Source organism: Psychrobacter sp. A3 (assembly GCF_028823565.1).
Taxonomy (GTDB): Bacteria; Pseudomonadota; Gammaproteobacteria; order Pseudomonadales; family Moraxellaceae; genus Psychrobacter; species Psychrobacter celer.
Window position 1 is genome coordinate 1 of the sequence record NZ_JAPEHS010000046.1, and the last position, 18,933, is coordinate 18,933.

Annotated in this window: 16 protein-coding genes and 1 pseudogene; 6 read left to right on the forward strand and 11 right to left on the reverse strand. The window is 47.3% G+C overall.

Annotated elements, in window-relative coordinates:
* Nucleotides 1–296 precede the first annotated feature (296 nt).
* A complete protein-coding gene (locus NK638_RS07860) occupies nucleotides 297–2,819 on the forward strand; it encodes a Tex family protein (RefSeq protein ID WP_274632570.1) in 2,523 nt (840 codons plus the stop codon).
* A gap of 171 nt (nucleotides 2,820–2,990) precedes the next feature.
* On the opposite strand, the gene NK638_RS07865 is transcribed toward NK638_RS07860, so the two are convergent.
* The 4 genes from NK638_RS07865 to NK638_RS07880 form a co-directional block, all read right to left on the reverse strand.
* Nucleotides 2,991–3,503, reverse strand: a complete 513-nt coding sequence (locus NK638_RS07865; RefSeq protein ID WP_274632571.1) for a hypothetical protein — start codon at nucleotides 3,501–3,503, stop codon at nucleotides 2,991–2,993.
* A gap of 308 nt (nucleotides 3,504–3,811) precedes the next feature.
* Entirely contained in the window at nucleotides 3,812–4,057 is a 246-nt protein-coding gene (locus NK638_RS07870; RefSeq protein ID WP_274632572.1) for a hypothetical protein, read from the reverse strand.
* A 275-nt stretch (nucleotides 4,058–4,332) separates the two neighbouring features.
* Nucleotides 4,333–5,412: a saccharopine dehydrogenase family protein gene (locus NK638_RS07875; protein WP_274632573.1), complete on the reverse strand. Its 1,080-nt coding sequence runs from the start codon at nucleotides 5,410–5,412 to the stop codon at nucleotides 4,333–4,335.
* The gene (locus NK638_RS07880) at nucleotides 5,366–5,575 is read right to left on the reverse strand and encodes a hypothetical protein (RefSeq protein WP_274632574.1); all 210 of its coding nucleotides are present in this window, start codon (nucleotides 5,573–5,575) and stop codon (nucleotides 5,366–5,368) included. The genes NK638_RS07875 and NK638_RS07880 overlap by 47 nt, the downstream gene beginning before the upstream one ends.
* Nucleotides 5,576–6,254: 679 nt before the next feature.
* Between NK638_RS07880 and NK638_RS07885 the strand changes: the two genes are divergently transcribed.
* Nucleotides 6,255–6,410 carry a DUF1328 domain-containing protein gene (locus NK638_RS07885; RefSeq protein ID WP_011512513.1) on the forward strand — a complete coding sequence of 52 codons (156 nt, stop codon included), beginning with the start codon at nucleotides 6,255–6,257 and terminating at the stop codon, nucleotides 6,408–6,410.
* 152 nt (nucleotides 6,411–6,562) lie between these two features.
* On the opposite strand, the gene NK638_RS07890 is transcribed toward NK638_RS07885, so the two are convergent.
* Entirely contained in the window at nucleotides 6,563–6,856 is a 294-nt protein-coding gene (locus tag NK638_RS07890; RefSeq protein ID WP_274632575.1) for a 4a-hydroxytetrahydrobiopterin dehydratase, read from the reverse strand.
* A gap of 103 nt (nucleotides 6,857–6,959) precedes the next feature.
* On the reverse strand, nucleotides 6,960–7,259 hold the full coding sequence (locus NK638_RS07895) for a GNAT family N-acetyltransferase (RefSeq protein ID WP_446739819.1): 300 nt from the start codon (nucleotides 7,257–7,259) through the stop codon (nucleotides 6,960–6,962).
* Nucleotides 7,260–7,741: 482 nt separating this feature from the next.
* Between NK638_RS07895 and ettA the strand changes: the two genes are divergently transcribed.
* Complete coding sequence (ettA, locus tag NK638_RS07900; protein WP_274632577.1) at nucleotides 7,742–9,403, forward strand: energy-dependent translational throttle protein EttA; 1,662 nt, start codon at nucleotides 7,742–7,744, stop codon at nucleotides 9,401–9,403.
* 119 nt (nucleotides 9,404–9,522) lie between these two features.
* Here the strand turns inward: ettA and plsB are convergent, their stop codons facing one another.
* Together plsB and NK638_RS12530 are read right to left on the reverse strand one after the other, a co-directional pair.
* The gene (plsB, locus tag NK638_RS07905) at nucleotides 9,523–11,817 is read right to left on the reverse strand and encodes a glycerol-3-phosphate 1-O-acyltransferase PlsB (protein ID WP_446739820.1); all 2,295 of its coding nucleotides are present in this window, start codon (nucleotides 11,815–11,817) and stop codon (nucleotides 9,523–9,525) included.
* Complete coding sequence (locus NK638_RS12530; protein WP_446739821.1) at nucleotides 11,717–12,178, reverse strand: hypothetical protein; 462 nt, start codon at nucleotides 12,176–12,178, stop codon at nucleotides 11,717–11,719. Before NK638_RS12530 ends, plsB begins: the two co-directional genes overlap by 101 nt.
* A 339-nt stretch (nucleotides 12,179–12,517) precedes the next feature.
* Here NK638_RS12530 and ybaK point away from each other — a divergent pair, with 339 nt between their 5' ends.
* Together ybaK and NK638_RS07915 are read left to right on the forward strand one after the other, a co-directional pair.
* Entirely contained in the window at nucleotides 12,518–13,006 is a 489-nt protein-coding gene (gene ybaK, locus NK638_RS07910; protein ID WP_105244603.1) for a Cys-tRNA(Pro) deacylase, read from the forward strand.
* A 138-nt stretch (nucleotides 13,007–13,144) separates the two neighbouring features.
* The gene (locus NK638_RS07915) at nucleotides 13,145–13,516 is read left to right on the forward strand and encodes a 5-carboxymethyl-2-hydroxymuconate Delta-isomerase (RefSeq protein WP_105244604.1); all 372 of its coding nucleotides are present in this window, start codon (nucleotides 13,145–13,147) and stop codon (nucleotides 13,514–13,516) included.
* A gap of 24 nt (nucleotides 13,517–13,540) precedes the next feature.
* On the opposite strand, the gene NK638_RS07920 is transcribed toward NK638_RS07915, so the two are convergent.
* Together NK638_RS07920 and NK638_RS07925 are read right to left on the reverse strand one after the other, a co-directional pair.
* Nucleotides 13,541–14,017, reverse strand: a complete 477-nt coding sequence (locus NK638_RS07920) for a hypothetical protein (protein WP_201584512.1) — start codon at nucleotides 14,015–14,017, stop codon at nucleotides 13,541–13,543.
* A gap of 139 nt (nucleotides 14,018–14,156) precedes the next feature.
* Nucleotides 14,157–15,975 (reverse strand): annotated as a pseudogene (locus tag NK638_RS07925) (acyl-CoA dehydrogenase C-terminal domain-containing protein).
* A gap of 584 nt (nucleotides 15,976–16,559) precedes the next feature.
* On the opposite strand from NK638_RS07925, the gene NK638_RS07930 reads away from it, so the two are divergent.
* Complete coding sequence (locus NK638_RS07930; protein WP_274632578.1) at nucleotides 16,560–17,681, forward strand: FUSC family protein; 1,122 nt, start codon at nucleotides 16,560–16,562, stop codon at nucleotides 17,679–17,681.
* An 18-nt stretch (nucleotides 17,682–17,699) separates the two neighbouring features.
* Here NK638_RS07930 and aroE read toward each other — a convergent pair whose 3' ends face one another.
* Nucleotides 17,700–18,560, reverse strand: a complete 861-nt coding sequence (gene aroE, locus NK638_RS07935; protein ID WP_274632579.1) for a shikimate dehydrogenase — start codon at nucleotides 18,558–18,560, stop codon at nucleotides 17,700–17,702.
* Nucleotides 18,561–18,933 lie beyond the last annotated feature (373 nt).

Here is an 18,933-nt window from a genome sequence, read left to right on the forward strand (position 1 = left end):
CGTTTAAATCCATAACAGTTTTACATTCAGCTAACTAGAGTCAGACTTAGAGATTCACGCTGCAAGACACCACCAAACTGCGCCGCTGATACTTTAGTGTATAAGATTGCACCAGCAATTGCATCATCCATCAGGATAAATGCTGTATGCGTTTGTTTAACAACGCCGAAACAGAAAGGATAAAAGGCGATATCGGACATAAAATCTAGGCAAAAGCGCAAAAAGATAAAAAGGATTTTTATTCATGCAGCTTTTGCTATAATGCAAAACTACATTTCTCAACGATTGATACGTATATGAGTAGCACTGATACCTTAACGCCATCTCAAACCCAGACAAATACACAGGTTTTGGATGCAACCACACACGCGAATATTCACGACAAGCTTGCTCGCGCGCTTGGCATTAAGACTGCTCAAGTCAATGCGTTTGTCAAACTTTATGATGAAGGCGCGACAGTTCCGTTTATCGCCCGTTACCGTAAAGAAAAGACGCAAAATCTTGACGATGCACAACTGCGAGCGCTAGAAAAATCGCTCAACTATGAGCGTGATATGGCCAGCCGCCGCCTTAAAATCACTGAACTGCTCAGCACGCAAGGCAACTTGACAGATGAGCTGCAGGCGCGTATTGACAATGCGACATCGAAACTTGAGCTAGAAGACATCTATCTGCCATACCGTCCGCGCCGCCGCTCTCCTGCGGCCAAAGCCCGCGCCGCCGGTTTGGATGTGCCAGCACAAGCGCTGTTGACCCAAGAGATTACCCTAACTGATGCATTGGCAGATTATGAGGCACCAGCCAGTATCTCTGATGACAAAGGCAATGAGATAGAGGTCGACTTTGGTGATCTAGACAAACAACTGGCGGGCGTACAAGCCATCATCGTTGATGAATGGACGCAAGCGCTGGATTTGCTTGATAACTTGCGTAATGGTTTTGCAAAGACAGCGAGCATCGTATCGACTGTCGCCAGTGACGAAAAACGCGAAGTGGGCGAAAAATTCAAAGACTACTTTGAACACAGTGAGAGCCTAGCGCGCCTGCCCAATCATCGCCTGCTTGCGATGCTGCGAGGTCGCCAAGAAAACGTCTTGGGCCTAAAGATTGATGGCGAAGACGCTCCTTTTATCGAAAAAATCATCAGTCATTTTGATATCGATGCCAAAGTGCCTGCTGCCCGTCGTGAGTTTTTGCAGGCGGCGGCGACCAGTCTCTGGAAGGATAAATGGCGCCCGCATATCGAGCATCGTTTATTGACTGAAAAACGTCTGACCGCTGAGGCCGATGCAATTGAGGTGTTTGCCAGTAACTTACAGCATCTACTCATGGCTGCACCTGCTGGCCGCAAGGTGATTTTGGGCGTCGATCCAGGTATTCGTCACGGTGTGAAGATGGCAGTTGTCGATGCCCAAGGTCATGTCATGTTAGATAATGAAGACAAGCCTGTGGTGGCGACTGTCTATCCGTTTGCTCCTGATAATAAGATGGATGAAGCCAAAAAAATCATCGATGAGTTATTAAGCACTTATAAGGTTGATTTGGTGGCTATCGGTAATGGTACGGCCAGCCGCGAAACCGATGCGATGATCAAAGAGATTTTGGCCGCCAACGCTGAATTAAAAGCCAAAGCCGTGATCGTCAATGAATCAGGCGCGTCTGTTTATTCTGCCAGTGAGCTTGCCAGTGATGAGCTTGCTAATTTAGATGTCTCGGTACGCGGTGCGGTTTCTATCGCCCGTCGCTTGCAAGATCCGCTATCTGAGCTGGTCAAAGTCGATCCAAAAGCCATTGGCGTGGGTCAATATCAGCACGATGTCAACCAAAACCAATTGGCCGATAGTCTAGATAAAGTCACCCAAGATAGCGTCAATGCGGTAGGCGTCGATGTCAATACGGCAAGCCCAGCTATTTTGGCGCATATCGCTGGTCTAAACAAAAACGTCGCTCAGCAAATCGTGACTTACCGCAAAGAGCACGGCGCTTTTGATAGCCGTGAAGCCCTCAAAAATGTGCCACGTCTCGGGGTCAAGACCTTTGAGCAAGCGGCAGGGTTTTTGCGTATCCACGGTGGCAGCAATCCGCTGGATGCGACAGGCGTTCATCCAGAGAGCTACGCGCTGGTTGATAGCTTGCTGGCGCAAACCGGTAAAGCATTGCCAGAAGTGCTGGGTAATGATGGTGTATTAAATAGCATTGATACCACAGCACTGGCGGCCAATGACGACAATGTCAGTGTAAAAGCCATCATTGAAGAGCTGGCAAAACCTGCGCGCGATCCACGCCCTGAGTTTAAGACCGCTAACTTCCGTGAAGACGTCAATAGCATTAAAGACTTAAGCGAAGGCATGCAGCTAGAAGGCGTGGTGACCAACGTCACCGCCTTTGGGTGTTTTGTGGATGTCGGTGTGCATCAAGACGGGCTTGTACATATCTCACAGATGGCCAATGATTTTGTCGCTGATCCGATGAACCGTGTCAAACCAGGCGATATCGTCTCGGTACGTGTCATCTCCATTGATGAAAAACGTGGCCGTATTGGTTTTAGCATGAAGCCTGAAGCAGAAAAATCAGCGCGGCCAGCCGCCAAGCCTGCGACCCGCAATACTGGTGGTGATGAAAAAGCGAGCCGCCCGCGCAGCAATCGTCCAAACAACAAGCGCCCAGCGGATAAGCGTGCAACAAAACCGCGTGACCATCGTCAAGCTAATGACAGTGCCTCTAACCGCAGCAAGGCTCAAAAAGCCGACGCACCAGCCAAAATGGGGACTTTGGGCGCACTGCTACAAGAAGCCGGCGTGACCAAAAGCAAAAAATAATCAGTATTATAAAAAATAGAAAAAGGCAGCCATTGGGCTGCCTTTTTTGTGTCATACGCTTGTATCAATTGTGCCTTACTAGGCAAAATACTATCTGTGTTTATGCTGTTTGTTAGCGACGCTATAATTGAGGCGCTGCTATTATCGAGACGCTATTATTGCGCCCAAATCTTAGCGTGCGATAGCGATACGGCGATTTTCTTTAAACTCGACATCCGCAGGCTGCGTTGCGAGTAGCTCACCACGCTTGTCTTTTTTCTTTTCTTGTAATGTGATTTCTGTGTTGGCAGCTTCGTCGTCGGTTGCGCCTTCACCTGCCAATAGTGGCTGATAGTTTGCATCACTGTGTTGCATGTTGAGTGCTGGTGCAGGCTGCTCGGTTTGCGCAGGTTGCATGCCAGCCGCTGCCATTGCATCATTTTCTTCCTCAGTAGCTTCGTTAGTCGCCACCTTCATAGCTGCTGCATCTGTGATAGCAACTGCCTCTTCACTTTCTACAGCGCCAGGTTGAGTGGCCAGTAACTCACCATCTGGGCCTTCGACTTCAGCTTGTAAGGTATTGTCTACGGGTTCGGCCAGTTTATCCGCTGGGGTCACCTCTGCTGTGTTGACTGGGGCTGCCATCGCCATGGTTGGTAAGATAAGCGTCGCACCCATAAGTAGTGATAAAGCCGTGTTTTTCATAATAAAACTCCAAAATATAATAAGATGATTATGTACAAAACCACAAATCCGCCCATAAGATGGTGAACTTTGAGTCACTACCTTATGTGCTGATACGATCTTGTTATTATTCCCAAACGCAAAATACCAGCTCTAGGGTCAGTATTTCAGTAGTAAAGTCATTAAGGTTCTAACAGCTTGGTGTTTTCTTGTGACATTATGAAACGTTGGTAATACATTTGCGACAATATCTATCCAAGCTTGTCTTTGGTTATCTTCGTTTTTTGGCGCTTTGAGCGCGTATTTAAAACAGGTTATATGCCAATCCTTTATTCATTTACCTCTTTCGTTATCTGAGGTATCTCGTCAGCATCAGGAACGTGAACCACAGGGAAGGTTTGGTTGATTTCTGTGTTATCAAGGACGTCGGTATCGGCCTCTGCGCCCACAATCACAGCGCGATTGGTACTATCTTCGATGGCGATTGCCATGCCTTGAGTGGTATTGACGCGTTTGATTTGATCGTCTGGAGTGATAATGACTTCTTTGACGCTGTACTTGGCTGGACGTATCACGCGCGTTGTTTCGACGACGATAGGCTCTAGGCTGCGCGCTTCAGTGACCGAAATTTGTGCTTCTGGGGGAGGGGCTTCACTGACGAGTTTTATTTATTAACAGCCGCCCAGATTTGTCATTTGATGTTTCACTACATTTTCTAAAATTTTTGCCATAAAAAACCGCACCTTATAAATAAGACACGGTCAGAGACTATAGTCGATTTGCTATAAAATAAGCACAGTGCGACTGGGATGAATGTGATGCAGCCCCTCATCTACCCATGATAATAATGTTAGGCATCGACTACTTCAAAACGAAGGCCGGCATGCTCCTCTAAGCGCGACAGTAAAGTATCGCCCATCGCGGCGGCTGGCGTCCAAAATCCACCGGCCACATCGTCTTTGCTGATATCTTGTGCCAAGCAAAGAGCGGCCTGTGCCAACATACGCGAAGTGCTACCGTAACCTGGGTCTTTATCGCCGGTGACTTTGGTATTGATGGTCTGGTTGCCAGTGGTTTGACCAAACAGACGAATATCGAAGTAGCCGTTTTCTTGCTCTTCTTTAGAAGGGCCAGAGCCTGACTTGGGCAGCACATGCTTAGATAGTAGCTCACGGCTGGGTTTGATCATCATCGCTGTGGCAAATCCAAATAAGCCTGCGCTCATCGCATAGCTCGATAGTTGACCTTTGACGCCATCCTTCATCCACATCGCTTCATCGTATTTAAACTGACGCCCGTACTCATAGCCGAGCAGTTGGTTGGTACGATGGACGATACGGGTATTGATACTGGCCATGACAAAGGGCGCAAGCCAGCGTTTGTGCTCGCTGTCATATTTTGGTTTACTGATGTTGTCTTGGCGTACGTTTGGCGCGTCTTTATCATCGTTTAGCAAATAAGGGTTGGCCACTTGCTTGCGGCGCGATTTGTCTTCTCCGACTTCTTCAAATATCGTTGCCATTGAGGCAATAGTGCCGCCAGACAGCCCGCCTTTTGCCGCCTTGACGCGCATATGAATGACATCGCATGTCTCACCAAATCTCTCTTCGGCTTGCTTTTGGGTAAAATAAACCCCCAAATCTGAAGGAATAGAATCAAACCCACAGGAGTTGACAATACGAGCGCCACTTTGCTTTGCCGTCTCCTGATATTTATCCATCATGTCTTTGATAAAGATGGCTTCACCGGTCAAATCAACGTAGTCGGTGCCATTTTCTGCACAAGACTTGATCAATGGCTCGCCGTACTTGAGGTAGGGACCGACGGTTGAGATGATGACTTGGGTTTGTTTGGTCATCGCATCGAGGCTGGCTGCGTCGTTACTATTGGCAATGATGGTATCGACTTTGCTGGCAAGTTTGGACTGCAAGTCGTGTGCCGTCTTTGTTTTTGGCATTTGACAAAAAATGGGTCAAGTAATGAGCGGTAATCTGCCCGACAAAACTGGTCGCCCCATAGAGCACGACCGCATAGGCTCGTTTTTCAGTGTTGTTTGCAGCGGTGTGATTGGTCGTATCCGTATTGGTATCCATAATTCTCTTCCTTATATGAATGGTTGTTTTTAGCGGCTCGTTCATTATCGTAGCTACCATCATCATAGCAACTTTTGCTCAATGATCATCTGGTCAAGTGCAGTACTGACAGTCATTTTATGGTTGGGTTGCGACAGTCAGTTCCCTATAGCCGATGCACTCTAAACAGAATATAGCGCTACTGGGATGCTCTTTTTAAACGTAGGTTGCGCAGCCTCTGGGAGGGCAGCACGCAAGTAAAATTTATACCTGTAGCGCGTTTAAACTTATATAACAGTTTTATTTTCAATTGATTATCTAAAAATGTGAGAGCAAGGCTGATGACTAGGACATGGCTCCATACTGCGCCTAGCTGCTTTTTAGTGGGTCACTATGAGGGGTTATAACAGATTTAATGGACAAAAAAAGCGTGACTTATAAAACACCAACTGTCGCTACACATAATCTTTATAAATAAAAACAAGATTTGGCGAGTATTAAGATTTGCTACAAAGGTTACATAATCCACCGATATTATTACCAAAATGAACGTTGTCTGGCGACAAATGTTGCTAATCTATGGTCGTAAGCCGTTGTAATAGGTATAAAAAAACAACAATTAATGAGTATGAAAAGAAGGGATAGCAGACAGATCTACAGATCTGCAATCTAGTTTTGATTATCATTCAAGGAGAAGATTATGTTTCGCTGGGCTATTATTTTTGCCGTTATCGCATTGTTAGCAAGTTTCTTGGGCTTCGGCGGTGTCGCAGGCTTATCAGCAAACTTTGCGTATATTTTATTGGCATTGGCGGTGATTTTATTTATCGTCGCATTTGTAAGCCGCCGTATGTAGTCGGCAGTTAAGCAGCTAAGATGTTTAACTATTTTAAATATACAGGCAAGTTTAAATATACAGGCAAGATGCTTGAGTATATTTGGTAAAAAAAGTCCTCGATTTGAATCGAGGACTTTTTTTGGCTGCTATGTTTGTCTGTCAGATAGCGCTTATAAGCGTTTGGGCTGAATGATGTGCTCCATGCGTTTGGCCAAACGGATATCCAAGCTTGAGATGCCACCTGTATCGTGGTTGGTCAAGCGCACTTCTACCACATTGTAGATATTACGCCACTCAGGATGATGCTCGAGCGCCTCCGCATGAAAAGCGGCTTGATTCATAAAGCTCATGGCTTCGATAAAGTCGCTAAAGTGATAGGTCTTGACGATACTATTGCCTTCACGTTGCCATCCTGCCAGATCTTCTAACTGTAGGTTGATTTGTTTGTCAGATAAACTACTCATATTAATAACCTTTATTGTTATGTGGTTTGGTTTATTAAAAATAACGATGACGTCAGCTGACTGGCGAACAGTCTGTTATATCAAGTATTTTATACTAAATTTTTTATACTAAGTCTTGATACTCAGGTCGTCTATTGATGTAGGAGGCGACAAATGAGCATTGCGGCACCACCTTTTTGTCATGAGCGCGCGCATAGTCGAGAGCATGCTTGACCAGTGCTGTACCAAGACCACGGCCACCTAGCTCTCTTGGCACGATGGTATGGTCATACACCAGCTTGTCGTCGCGCTCCTGATAGCTGATATAGCCTGTATGACCGTCGATGGTGGTCTCAAAGCGGTTTGCGGACTCGTTGTGAGTGATGGTTGGGGCGTTGTCTGCGGTAAAGTCCTGTGTACTCATCATATACTCCGTTGTTGGTTTTATTAGATTGCTTTAGGTTGAGGGTATTTAGACAGTGGCTCTTATACGAAAGCTCTAGATCAATGTTTCTTATAAAAAGGCTCTAGATCGATGATAGATGGCGTCATTGTTTATTTATGATCTGCCCGAATACGTTATGCCTTATTATGCGCTGCCTGCGAGTAGATTTATAGCCCTTTCGGGTAATCGTAGATAGGGTAAATGTTACGATAGCCTACCCTTATCAAAATCGTCAAGGCTCGTTGAGGTCGGCAAAAAACTCGATAAGGTTGGCATATTTCACCAATTAATCCAATACTTTAGTAGAAAAGGCACGAAAGCCGTCTACTCGCTTGCAGGGTATGCGCCACAATGCGATAATGGCAGACAATTTACAACCCTGATTTTTGAGGCGCAGCCCACTGAGCATCCGTGCAAAGTGCGACTGTCACGCCTTGTCTATGCAGTCTATCGGAGTGTTAATGGCTCAATATATTTACACGATGAACAACGTGTCAAAACTTGTTCCGCCTAAGCGTGAGATTCTAAAAAACATCAACCTATCGTTTTTCCCTGGTGCCAAAATTGGTGTGCTGGGTATCAACGGTGCGGGTAAGTCTACCTTGCTACGTATCATGGCAGGTGTCGATACTGAGTTTAGTGGTGAGGCGCGCGCGCAAACAGGTACCAAAGTCGGTTACCTACCGCAGGAGCCACAGCTTGATGACAGCAAAGACGTCCGTGGTAACGTCGAAGACGGTATGCGTGAGGCGTTAGATGCGCTCGCGCGTTTGGATGCGATTTATGCCGAATACGCAGAGCCCGATGCCGACTTTGATAAGCTGGCTGAAGAGCAAGGCAAGATGGAAGACATCATCCAAGCGTGGGACGCTCATAACCTAAATACCCAGCTCGAAAAAGCCGCTGATGCGCTACGTCTGCCGCCATGGGATGCAGATGTCAGCAAATTATCTGGTGGTGAAAAACGCCGTGTGGCGCTATGCCGTCTGCTATTGTCACGTCCTGATATGCTACTACTTGACGAACCGACCAACCATTTGGACGCCGAGTCTGTTGCATGGCTTGAGCAGTTCTTGCAAAACTACAGTGGTACCATCGTCGCCATTACTCACGACCGTTATTTCTTAGACAATGTCGCGCAGTGGATTTTGGAGCTGGACCGTGGCCATGGCTATCCTTATGAGGGTAACTATACTGAGTGGCTCGAGCAAAAGAACAACCGTCTTGAGCAGCAGCAAAAGCAAGAAGAGTCTTTTGCCAAAGCACTGAAAAAAGAGCTTGAGTGGATTCGTAAAAATCAAAAAGGCCAACAAGCCAAATCTAAATCTCGTGTACAGCGTTTTGAAGAGCTGAACTCAAAAGAATTCCAGCAGCGAAATGAGACCTCAGAGATTTATATTCCACCTGGTCCACGTCTGGGTAACAAAGTCATCGAAGTCAACAATATCTCCAAGTCTTTTGGTGATCGTTTGCTTTATGAAAACCTTAGCTTTAACGTGCCAGCAGGTGCCATCGTCGGTATCATCGGGCCAAACGGTGCGGGTAAAACCACGCTATTTAACATGATTACCGAGCGTGATACCCCAGATACTGGCTCAGTCGAGCTGGGCGAAAGTGTCAAGGTTGCCTATGTTGGTCAGGTGCGTGACAACCTAGACGACAAAAAGACCGTCTGGGAAGAAGTATCAGACGGCCTTGACATGATTACTGTCGGTGACTACACCACGCCAAGCCGTGCCTATATTGGCCGCTTTAATTTCAAAGGCTCAGACCAGCAGAAACATGTCGGTCAATTATCAGGTGGTGAGCGTAACCGCTTGCAATTAGCTAAGACACTAAAGCAAGGCGCAAACGTACTGCTACTCGATGAACCCTCGAACGACTTGGACGTTGAAACCTTACGTGCGCTAGAGGATGCGATTCAAGTATTCCCAGGTACCGTCATGGTCGTCTCGCATGATCGCTGGTTCCTTGACCGTATCGCCACCCACATCTTGGCGTTCGAAGAAGAAGGCCCTGTATGGTTCGATGGTAACTACTCTGAGTTTGAAGCCTATCGCAAAAAGACCATGGGTGATGATGCTACTCCTAAGCGTATGAAGTATAAAAAGATTTCTACCTAAGAGCGGTGCTTATGGTACTCAATAAAATATAGTGCTCAATAAAAAAAGACCTCTAATCAGTTAGAGGTCTTTTTTTTAAGCTGCTCAATATCTTGAGTAGCTTAATATAACGGTATCAATTAACGCTTACGACCAAATTTACGCTGCTTTTTATTACTAATCTCAGTAATCGCGTGGGTAATCTCTTCTTCGTCTAAGCTTGCGACTTGCTGCAAGATTTGCATCATATCAGGCGTCAGGACGTACTTGGCATGGTGAGCGATGTCATTGATACGATGATCAAAGGTCAGCACCCCAGTTTCTTCATCTTTTTGTAAGTAGTCAAGGCGCGTCAAGGCACTGATAAAGCTGGTAAACAACGCCCGATCAAAAAAATCCGGAATGTCGTCGGCATATAGCACCGACAAGCGCTGACCGAGCAAGTGACACAAATCCACGACCTCTTTTTCAGTCAGATTGCCCGAGCCTTGCTGCGCGAGTAGGGCAAGGGTCATAAAGTAACGCTCGAGACTCTGCCCGACAGGCGTGGCCAGTACTTGTAGCTGCTGATAGCCTTTACTATTGGACTCAGGGACGCTCAAGATACCATCGCCAAGCTCGACGATAAGACCATGAGCGAGCAGGCTATCGACTTTTTTGTTGAGGGTATCGTTTAGGCTGTGCGCCGGATAGTACAAAAACAGCTCGCTTTGTAAAAAAGGATACATCTGCGTGGCAATATTGTCCAAACGGCTGCGCTCGATACGGCCATTACGAGCGACCAAGGCCGATAAGAACGACAGCAAAATAAAGACGTGCAATATATTGTTACGGAAGTAGCTGAGCAACGCTGCCTGCTTGCCAGCAATCTGAATGATGTCGCCTAAGATATGCGGCGTGCGCTCGATGAGCTTGAGCTTGATACCATAATCAATGATTTGCTGCGGGCTCATATCGGTGATAAAAGTATCATCGGCATAAGGCAGCTGCTGGGCGAGCCCCTGATACAAGGCGATTTGTTCGCGGCATATATCTTCATCGAGCGCCGCTTTTGGCGCTGATAAGAGCACTAATGACAATAAGGAAACGGGATTGACGACTGCCGCCTTATTAATATGCTGCATGATTTTAACGCCGATATTATCGACCATCGCACTAGCCTTGTTATCGAGCAGCGTATCTGTACGATCAGCAGGTAGACTGTCTGCTTCTACCTCGAACTTTTGCAAAAAGTCGCTCAAATGCAGCGGCGTACCGAAGCTTAGATGCACATTACCAAAGATACGCTCGATCTTTTTGCTGGCTTTTAATAAGCCAACCACCGACTCTGACTCTTTTGGCTTACCTTTTAGCTCACCGATATAAGTGCCGCCCTCCATAATGCGTTCGTAACCGATATAAGTCGGAATAAACACCACAGGCTTATTGGTTTTGCGCAGTTGACTGTGTACCGTCATCGCTAGCATCCCCATCTTTGGCGGCAGCAGACGGCCTGAGCGCGAACGCCCCCCTTCGATAAAGTACTCAATAGGGGTGCTACGACTGATTAAGGTGTGCATATACTCGCGCAGCACCGCGGTATAAAGCGCGTTACCGCGAAAGCTACGACGAATATAAAAAGCGACCGCGCCGCGTAATAACGGCCCTAATACTGGCACATCTAAGTTATCACCGGCTGCTACATAAGGAATGCTCAAGCCGCGCTTATAGATCACATAAGACAATAATAAATAATCCACATGACTACGATGACAAGGCACATAGATAATCTCGTGATCGGTGGCAAGCTCTCGTACCCGCTCAAAATGATGCACTTCTACACCATCATAGAGCTGTGTCCACAGCCAAGTCAAAAAGCGCTCAAAGACTCTGATAATCGAGTAAGAGTAGTTATTGACCATCTCATTGGCGTAGCCTTTGGCGACACTGCGCGCTTCGCGTATGCTGGTACCCGTAGCCTTGGCCTCGGCTTCTATCGCGTGCTTGATGGCAGGCGAGTACACGAGCTTGTCTACAAGGTTGCGGCGGTCTGATAAATCAGGGCCCAGCATACTGGCGCGCTGCTTGTCCAGATAGGTGGTGAGCTGCTGCTGCAACATCCGCACCAGCTCGCGATTGCCATCCACGCCAGTGGTCAAGGTATAAGCGGGCATCTCATCGCTGACAGGTTGAGCATGGTCGTCTTCTACGGGCGTGGTATGTAACTGCTCGTGGATCAGCGCGCGCAAGTCCTGCGGCGGATGAAACTGCACAAAGGTATCGCGCCCCATCACTCCGATATTAAATAATTGCTTGGTGATGCTAGGGTCTTCCCAGTTATCGGCGGTCAACAGCTTAAATAACGAGTCCTCTTTTTCTGGCGCGCGTCCCCACAAAATAGACACCGGCACTAGCCGAACCTTCAGCTCCGGATACTGTAACACCGCAGAGACCAAACGCGATAGTCGCGGCGAGAGTTGGCTGTCTTTGGCACTTGGGTGCTTTAAAAAGATAATAGCGGCGTGTTGGCAGGTTGTGCTCTTGGGTCTGTAGGTCAATCAAAATACTATTGGAGCGCGAATAATCTTGCAGCACATAAAACCTGAGCGTCTGATCATCGCTGTCAAATTCAGGCAGCTCTCCTAGTAGTTTGGGTTTGACCGCGACGTCCAGCATTTGTCCCGATAGCTTGCGATATAGCTGATTGATCGGAGCATTTGCATAAGGCTTAGGCGTGACTGGGTTTGCGTCAGTTGCGGCGTTGTCCGTGGTGACGGGCGCTTTAAAAATCCGTTTTTTTAGGAACTTCGGTATCATAATCAGTATCAAAAATCATCAAATATAGTGCGCTTATGATGCCATAAAAGCCAGCAAAGCGATATATGCTGTCTGTATATACTACTAATATTCATATGCCAGCGGTCATCGCTTATCTATCAGTCATCAGGCAGTAAGCGAGAACAGCGCTTAAAGACAGCACTTAAGGACAGCAACGAAAGACAGTATTTAAAAACAAGGCTAGGCGCGCGCAGCTGGCGGTACAATCGTTTGAAAGTTGACCCGTTTAGCGTAATAATGGACGCACTGACTGATGAAAACCGCTCTGTTCTGATATCTATTAGAATGTATCTATTAAAAAAGGTAAGTGAACCCCCTATGACGCCTGCTATCAATCTTGCCAAAAAACACCGTCTAGATTATCAATTACACGAATACACCCATGATGCACAAGCGGCCTCTTTTGGTCTTGAGGCGGCAGAAAAACTGGGCGTAGATGCCGCTCAAGTCTTTAAGACTTTAGTGGTATCGAGCGATGCAGGCGCGCTTGCCGTGGCCATATTGCCCGTTGATAAGACCTTAAACTTCAAAAAAATGGCCAAAGCTTTATCATCTAATAAAATGCTGCCTTGTAAAAAAGTACAAATGGCCGACCCCAAACTAGTCGAACGGACGACGGGCTATGTGCTCGGCGGTGTCAGCCCATTGGGACAAAAAAAGCGCTTACCGACGCTCATCCATGCCGCAGCCCAAGAGCAAGTAAGTATTTATGTGAGTGGCGGTCGCCGTGGCTTAGAGATCGAATTGCCACCTGAGCAATTGGCGACCACACTTACTGCGCGCTTTGCAGATATCATTGATGATTAAAAATGGTTAAGAAAAATTCTACACGCCGTTTATTCTGCGCCTTTGTCATTTGCTCTTATCTGCGCTTTTGTCATTTACTCTTAATAGTGTTTGCGCTGCTTATTGGCAGATTTGCTATTTTTAATAAGGATTTTATCCATGCCGCATTTAACCATTCAAGTGTCGCCAAACGTTATGATTGCTCATGAAGAGTCATTTCTTAAAGTACTAAATCAAGCGCTATGGGACAGTGGGCACTTTGGTAAGCCTGCTGATATCAAAGCGCGCATCGTACCGATTGAGACATTTTTGGTCGGCGTAGAGGATGATGAGCAACGTAACGGCTTTGTCTATGCGCATCTAAAAATTATGAGCGGCCGCAATGAAGTCATACGGCATCAGCTTGCTGAGTTATTGACAGATGCCATAGAAGAGACATTAAGTGAACAGCAATCAGGGCGTGCAGACATCCAGATATGTGTTGAGGTAGAAGAGATCAGCGTGATTTATCATAAAAAAATGCTTAGCTAGCCTTTAAAGACGCCCGTTTATAACCTAGTTATTTTCGCACAATGCCTTACTGGCATATTTAGGCAATATCATCACCTCGGCTTTATAACCAGCGGTTTTACCGTGAGTTGCCATCAAATTGCGTGCGATACGCAAGCGATATTCGCCAGTGGCAGGCAAGCAGCCTTGATAAATAACCCCGCCTTTGGTGCCGTCATATTTGCCGTTTGGCATGTACAGCACACCAACATTGGCAGTCTCAGGCGTGCCAGCAAGTGGCGCAATATTGATAATGGCGTATTGCGCAGCGCTTGCATTAAAACGATACCAGCGCTCATCTTCATTAGGTTTTAATTTACCAGTAACAACACTACTAACAGCGCCTTTGGCAAAATGAATGGTGGTATCGCCAGTTTTAGCCAGCGCGTTACTTGTGCCAGTGCTGATTAATGTGGCACTTAGCAACAGCGTTTTTAGCACTCGTGCGCGTGATAAAGTGGTTTTATTATTAATCGACAACATCACTGCCTCCTTATTAAGTTATTGTTTATCAGCTGTCTGTTTTTGGATGTCTATTATTTGATAACTATGGTTCTAATTTATTCTCTGACTTTTAGTTAACCATAAAAAAGCGCCTAATGCATAGGCGCAAGAGGCAATCTTAGTCTAAGAAAGCAAAGCTGTCGATATCCATCGCTGTCATGCTCTCGCTTGGGGCAACCATACTTTCAGCATGACCTGAGGTGCGTGGTAAGATTTTATCAAAATAAAACTCAGCGGTTTGGATCTTGGCTTGGTAAAACTCTGGCGCTTCTGTGCCGCCGTTTTCGAGCTTGTCATACGCGACCGCTGCCATACGCGCCCAGTGATAGCCCATCATCACATAGCCTGAGTACATCAAAAAGTCATCAGAGGCCGCAGAGATGATTTCGCGGTCTTTACGTGCCATCAGCATCAGACGAACGGTCAAGGTGTTCCACTCAGCACATAGCTTGGTCAATGCCCAAACGAACTTACGCATGTCTTTATCCAGCGCATACTCGCCGCACCATTTCATGATGCTTGAGGTATAATCACGGATGATCTTACCTTTAGATTGCAAGATAACTTTACGGCCCAGTAGATCTAGTGCCTGTACGCCCGTGGTACCTTCGTACATGGTTGCGATACGGGCATCACGAGCAATCAGCTCCATACCCCATTCTTTGATATAGCCGTGGCCGCCATAGACTTGCTGACCGTGTTTGGCCGCTTCGATACCCAGCTCAGTTAAGAAGCCTTTTAGGATAGGGGTATAAAAACCTAGCTTGTCATCCCATTTCTCAAACTCTGCCTCATCGCCATTGGCCACGCCTTGTGCCATTTTGTCCGCATAGCGCGCTGAATGATAGATCATCGAACGACCACCTTCAGCAAAGGCTTTTTGCGTCAGTAGCATACGGCGTACGTCAGCGTGGTGGATGATTGCATCAGCCACTTTTTCAGGGTCTTTGGTACCTGATAAGGTGCGCATAGAGCGGCGTTCTTTGGCATAAGGCAAGGCGTTTTGGAAAGACAGCTCCGTATGTGCCAGACCTTGGATACCTGTACCGATACGAGCAGTATTCATAAAGGTAAACATGGCTTTTAGGCCTTTGTGTGGCTCACCGATAAGATAACCAGTCGCACCATCAAAGTTCAATACACAGGTCGAAGACGAGCTGATACCCATTTTGTGCTCAATTGAACCAGACGACTGCATTGCGTTCACCGGCCTCACCTTCAGCATTGGGCGTGAATTTTGGTACAATAAAGAGCGAGATACCGCGCGTGCCTTCTGGGGCATCGGGTAGGCGTGCTAAAGTAATGTGAATGATGTTATCTGTTAGGTCGTGCTCACCGCTTGAGATAAAGATTTTGGTGCCGCTGATTTTATACGTACCGTCTTCTTGCGGGATGGCTTTTGATTTTACTTGTCCCAAATCGGTACCACACTGCGGCTCAGTCAGACACATGGTACCTGACCATGAGCCTTCGACCAGCTTTGGTAGATAGATGGCTTTTTGCTCATCAGAGCCGTACTGTAATAAGGTGTTGATACAACCAGTAGATAGGCCTGGATACATCGCCCATGGCCAGTTGGCCGTTCCGATCATCTCAGCTTTAATGAGGTTGATGGACATCGGCAAGTTCATACCGCCGTACTCTTCAGGGTATGAGATGCCTTGCCAGCCGCCTTCGACGAACTGCTGATAGGCTTCTTTAAAGCCTTTTGGGGTAGTGACTTCACCGTTGTCAAAATGACAGCCTTCTTCGTCAGCAGGCTGGTAAAGTGGTGATAGGACGTTTTCGGCAAAATCCGCCATGCCTTGCAAGATCATATCGACGGTTTCGGGATCAGCGTTTTCGCCGTTGTCTAAGCTTTTGTAATGCGTCTGATAATCAAACACATCGTTGATCAAAAATTTGATATCACGTAAGGGTGCTTTGTAAGTTAACATAATCACTCTCTTTGGTTGGTTCGCTCTCATAGGCTTGTGGCGCAGTCGTTGAGCCAGTGTTTATGTAAGCGATCTTTACTTATTTGGGATAGAGGTAGACACTGTCTCTATTTGATAACCAATGGTCTGCTGGTCGTCTGTCAGTGGTCTTGGAGGGAAGAGCAGCCAGTCGATGTCTTCCATGAAAGCTCTACAAACGTCCTTAATAAAAGTCAGCTGCTATGGCATTTGTATGAGTATAAATCTTCTATGCGTACAAATATACAATATATAACTAATATTCATGTTTTTAATAAAAGTTTATTACTTTTAGTTTTGTTAAGATGCGAATGATGGGGCTTTTTTTAGTCTGTTACTTTCATCACTTTTCTTTTAGCAGTCTTATCTTAGCACTTTTATATCAACACCTTTATATCAGTGTTTTTATATCAGTGCTCTACTTTTGTGGCCGCCGTTATCACAGCGGTCTAGGAGTAAGAGCAGCATGACAATAATCAGCAGGCACTATCTAAGCAAGCATTACCTAAAGAGCAGGGTAGGCCACCGACTAAAGCAACCTATATCTAGGAGACAGTAGGCCAATTATGGGCAAAAAACTACGCAACCAGCATGTCGTTTGGCGCACCGCCTTGTGGACTCGTATCAAGTCGCTCATCGATGGCGAGCTGGATCATCTGCTTAAGGTAAATCGCAGCAAAAGACCGTGGCACATGCCCATTATCGCCGCGCTTGCTATTAGTTTTCCGGTGTTTGTCGGGGCATATTTTGATGCGCTGCCTTCAGGTATTAAGGCGTCGCTGGGGGCGATGATTATCTTAAACCTACCGCTGGTGGGTACTTTGCCGTATCGGTTGGTGACGGTCATGGCATGGGGGTTTGCGATGGCGATGAGCTTTGCTTTGGGGCTGATAGCTCAGCAGTTGCCATGGCTTAGGTTGCCGGTGTTTGTGCTGATGGCCTTTGGGGTCGTGCTGCTGGGGCGTTACTATCGTCAGCCGCCACCTGCAGGATTGTTTGTGATGATGGCAGGCGCGATAGCACTGTTTATGCCGACACCACTGGAGCAGGTGCCAGCGGCGATGGGGCTGATGGTTTTGGGCAGCGGGGCGTCGATGTTATTGGCGGCGCTGTATACGCTGTTTTTGTTGATGACGCATACGGTCGCGCCTGCGCCTGTCTATCATTATGAAGCAGATACGATCGGTGATAGTGCGATTGTGGCGGGCTTTGTCAGCCTAACCTTAGCGCTCGCCATGTTTTTTGAGATGCCCTATCCTTACTGGGCGGCGATGAGCTGTTTTATCATCATTCAGGGCATGCAGCTACGCACGATGTGGATCAAGCAGCTACACCGACTACTCGGCACTATCGTTGGCATGGCGGTCGCCGGCTGGATGCTGTCGTGGGGGCTGTCGCAGTGGGGCGTGGCCGCCTCGATACTCGCGATGATGCTGTTGATCGAGTCATTGGTCGATCGGCATTATGGTCTGGCCGTGATCTTTATTACGCCGCTGACTATCTTTATCGCTGAGTACGGCAGTGCCTCGATGGTGGCACCGATAGCCGAGGAAGTCATGCGTGCGCGGATGCTTGATACGGCGCTCGGCTGCGTGGCCGGCCTAGGTGGCGGGCTGGCCATGCATTCGATGCGCCTACGTCGCCCATTAAGGCGTATAGAAAACTGGCTGCTGGCGCGTGTTGGTTAAGCGCTATTTATCACAGTATTATTTATCATGTAACGCCGCAGTCGCTACAGCAACATCTACCTTTTGCGTCGTCCAACGCTCAAAGCTCAGGGCTGCTTGGCCGATGAGCATGCCGTAACCGTCCGATGTCTGTGCGCCGCGAGTGGCAAAGTGCTGCAAAAAAGGCAGCGTGCGTCCGTACATCATGTCATAGGCATAATGAGCCGTTAGCGTATCTGCCAGTGGCAACGTCTGACCAGATAGCCCAATAGAGGTGGCATTGATAATAATGTCAAAGGCTCCTGTCAGCTCGCTTGTCGCGCAGGTCGAGATAGTATGTGCGTCAATCACGTCGCTTGCAGCGCTCAACTCACAAGCCAACGCCTCCGCCTTGCTCACTGTGCGATTGGCAATGCTCAAATCACCGATACCTGCTTGAATCAGTGGCAAAATCACCCCGCGAGCTGCGCCACCAGCGCCGATCAGTGCCACGCGCGCGCCTGCAAGTGGCCAGCCCAAGCTCAGTATATGATTGACCAAACCTTGACCGTCTGTGTTATCGCCATAAATGGCCTCAGAGACGGAAGCACCGTTTTTTAACAATGTTGTATTTAACCATAAAGTATTGACCGCGCCTGCTACCTTGGCATGTTCAGACAAGCCGCCACGCGCCGCGCAGCATGCATAGGCGACTTGTTTAAACGGCACGGTGACATTGGCACCCACGCCACCGCCATGAAAAAACGCTTCGAGCAGCGCAGTAAAGCTGGCGGCATCATCAGGACAGTATTGACGCTGATAGCTGATATCTATCCCCGTCTGAGCGGCAAACTGGGCATGAATCTCAGGGGATTTACTGTGGGCAATGGGATTGCCGACGACGATAAAGTGTTGGGTCATAGAGAGTCCGCGGATAAACAATGAGCAAAAGGTAATCGATAAATCGCTGCTAGAGACCAATCATCATAAGGGATAACGCGGGTGTTGACAAACCCTACGCTTGAGTAGATGGATATAAGTCATGGCTATGCGGAAGCGGAAGTACGCTATGCGTTTTTTTGACAACTTTTTGACAACGGTTTTGATGAAAAAGGCTTTGCTGGGTTAGGTTTTTAACAAATCTGTACTTTCTGGGAGGGGGATGCGTAACGTAAAGGGTAGTCAAGTGTTATGCAGTTGGGTAAACTAACAAGCTTATGAGGCACATATAAGCTATATAGCCGATGCACTCTAAAAAGCGCATAGCGCTACTGGGATGCTATTTTTAAACGTA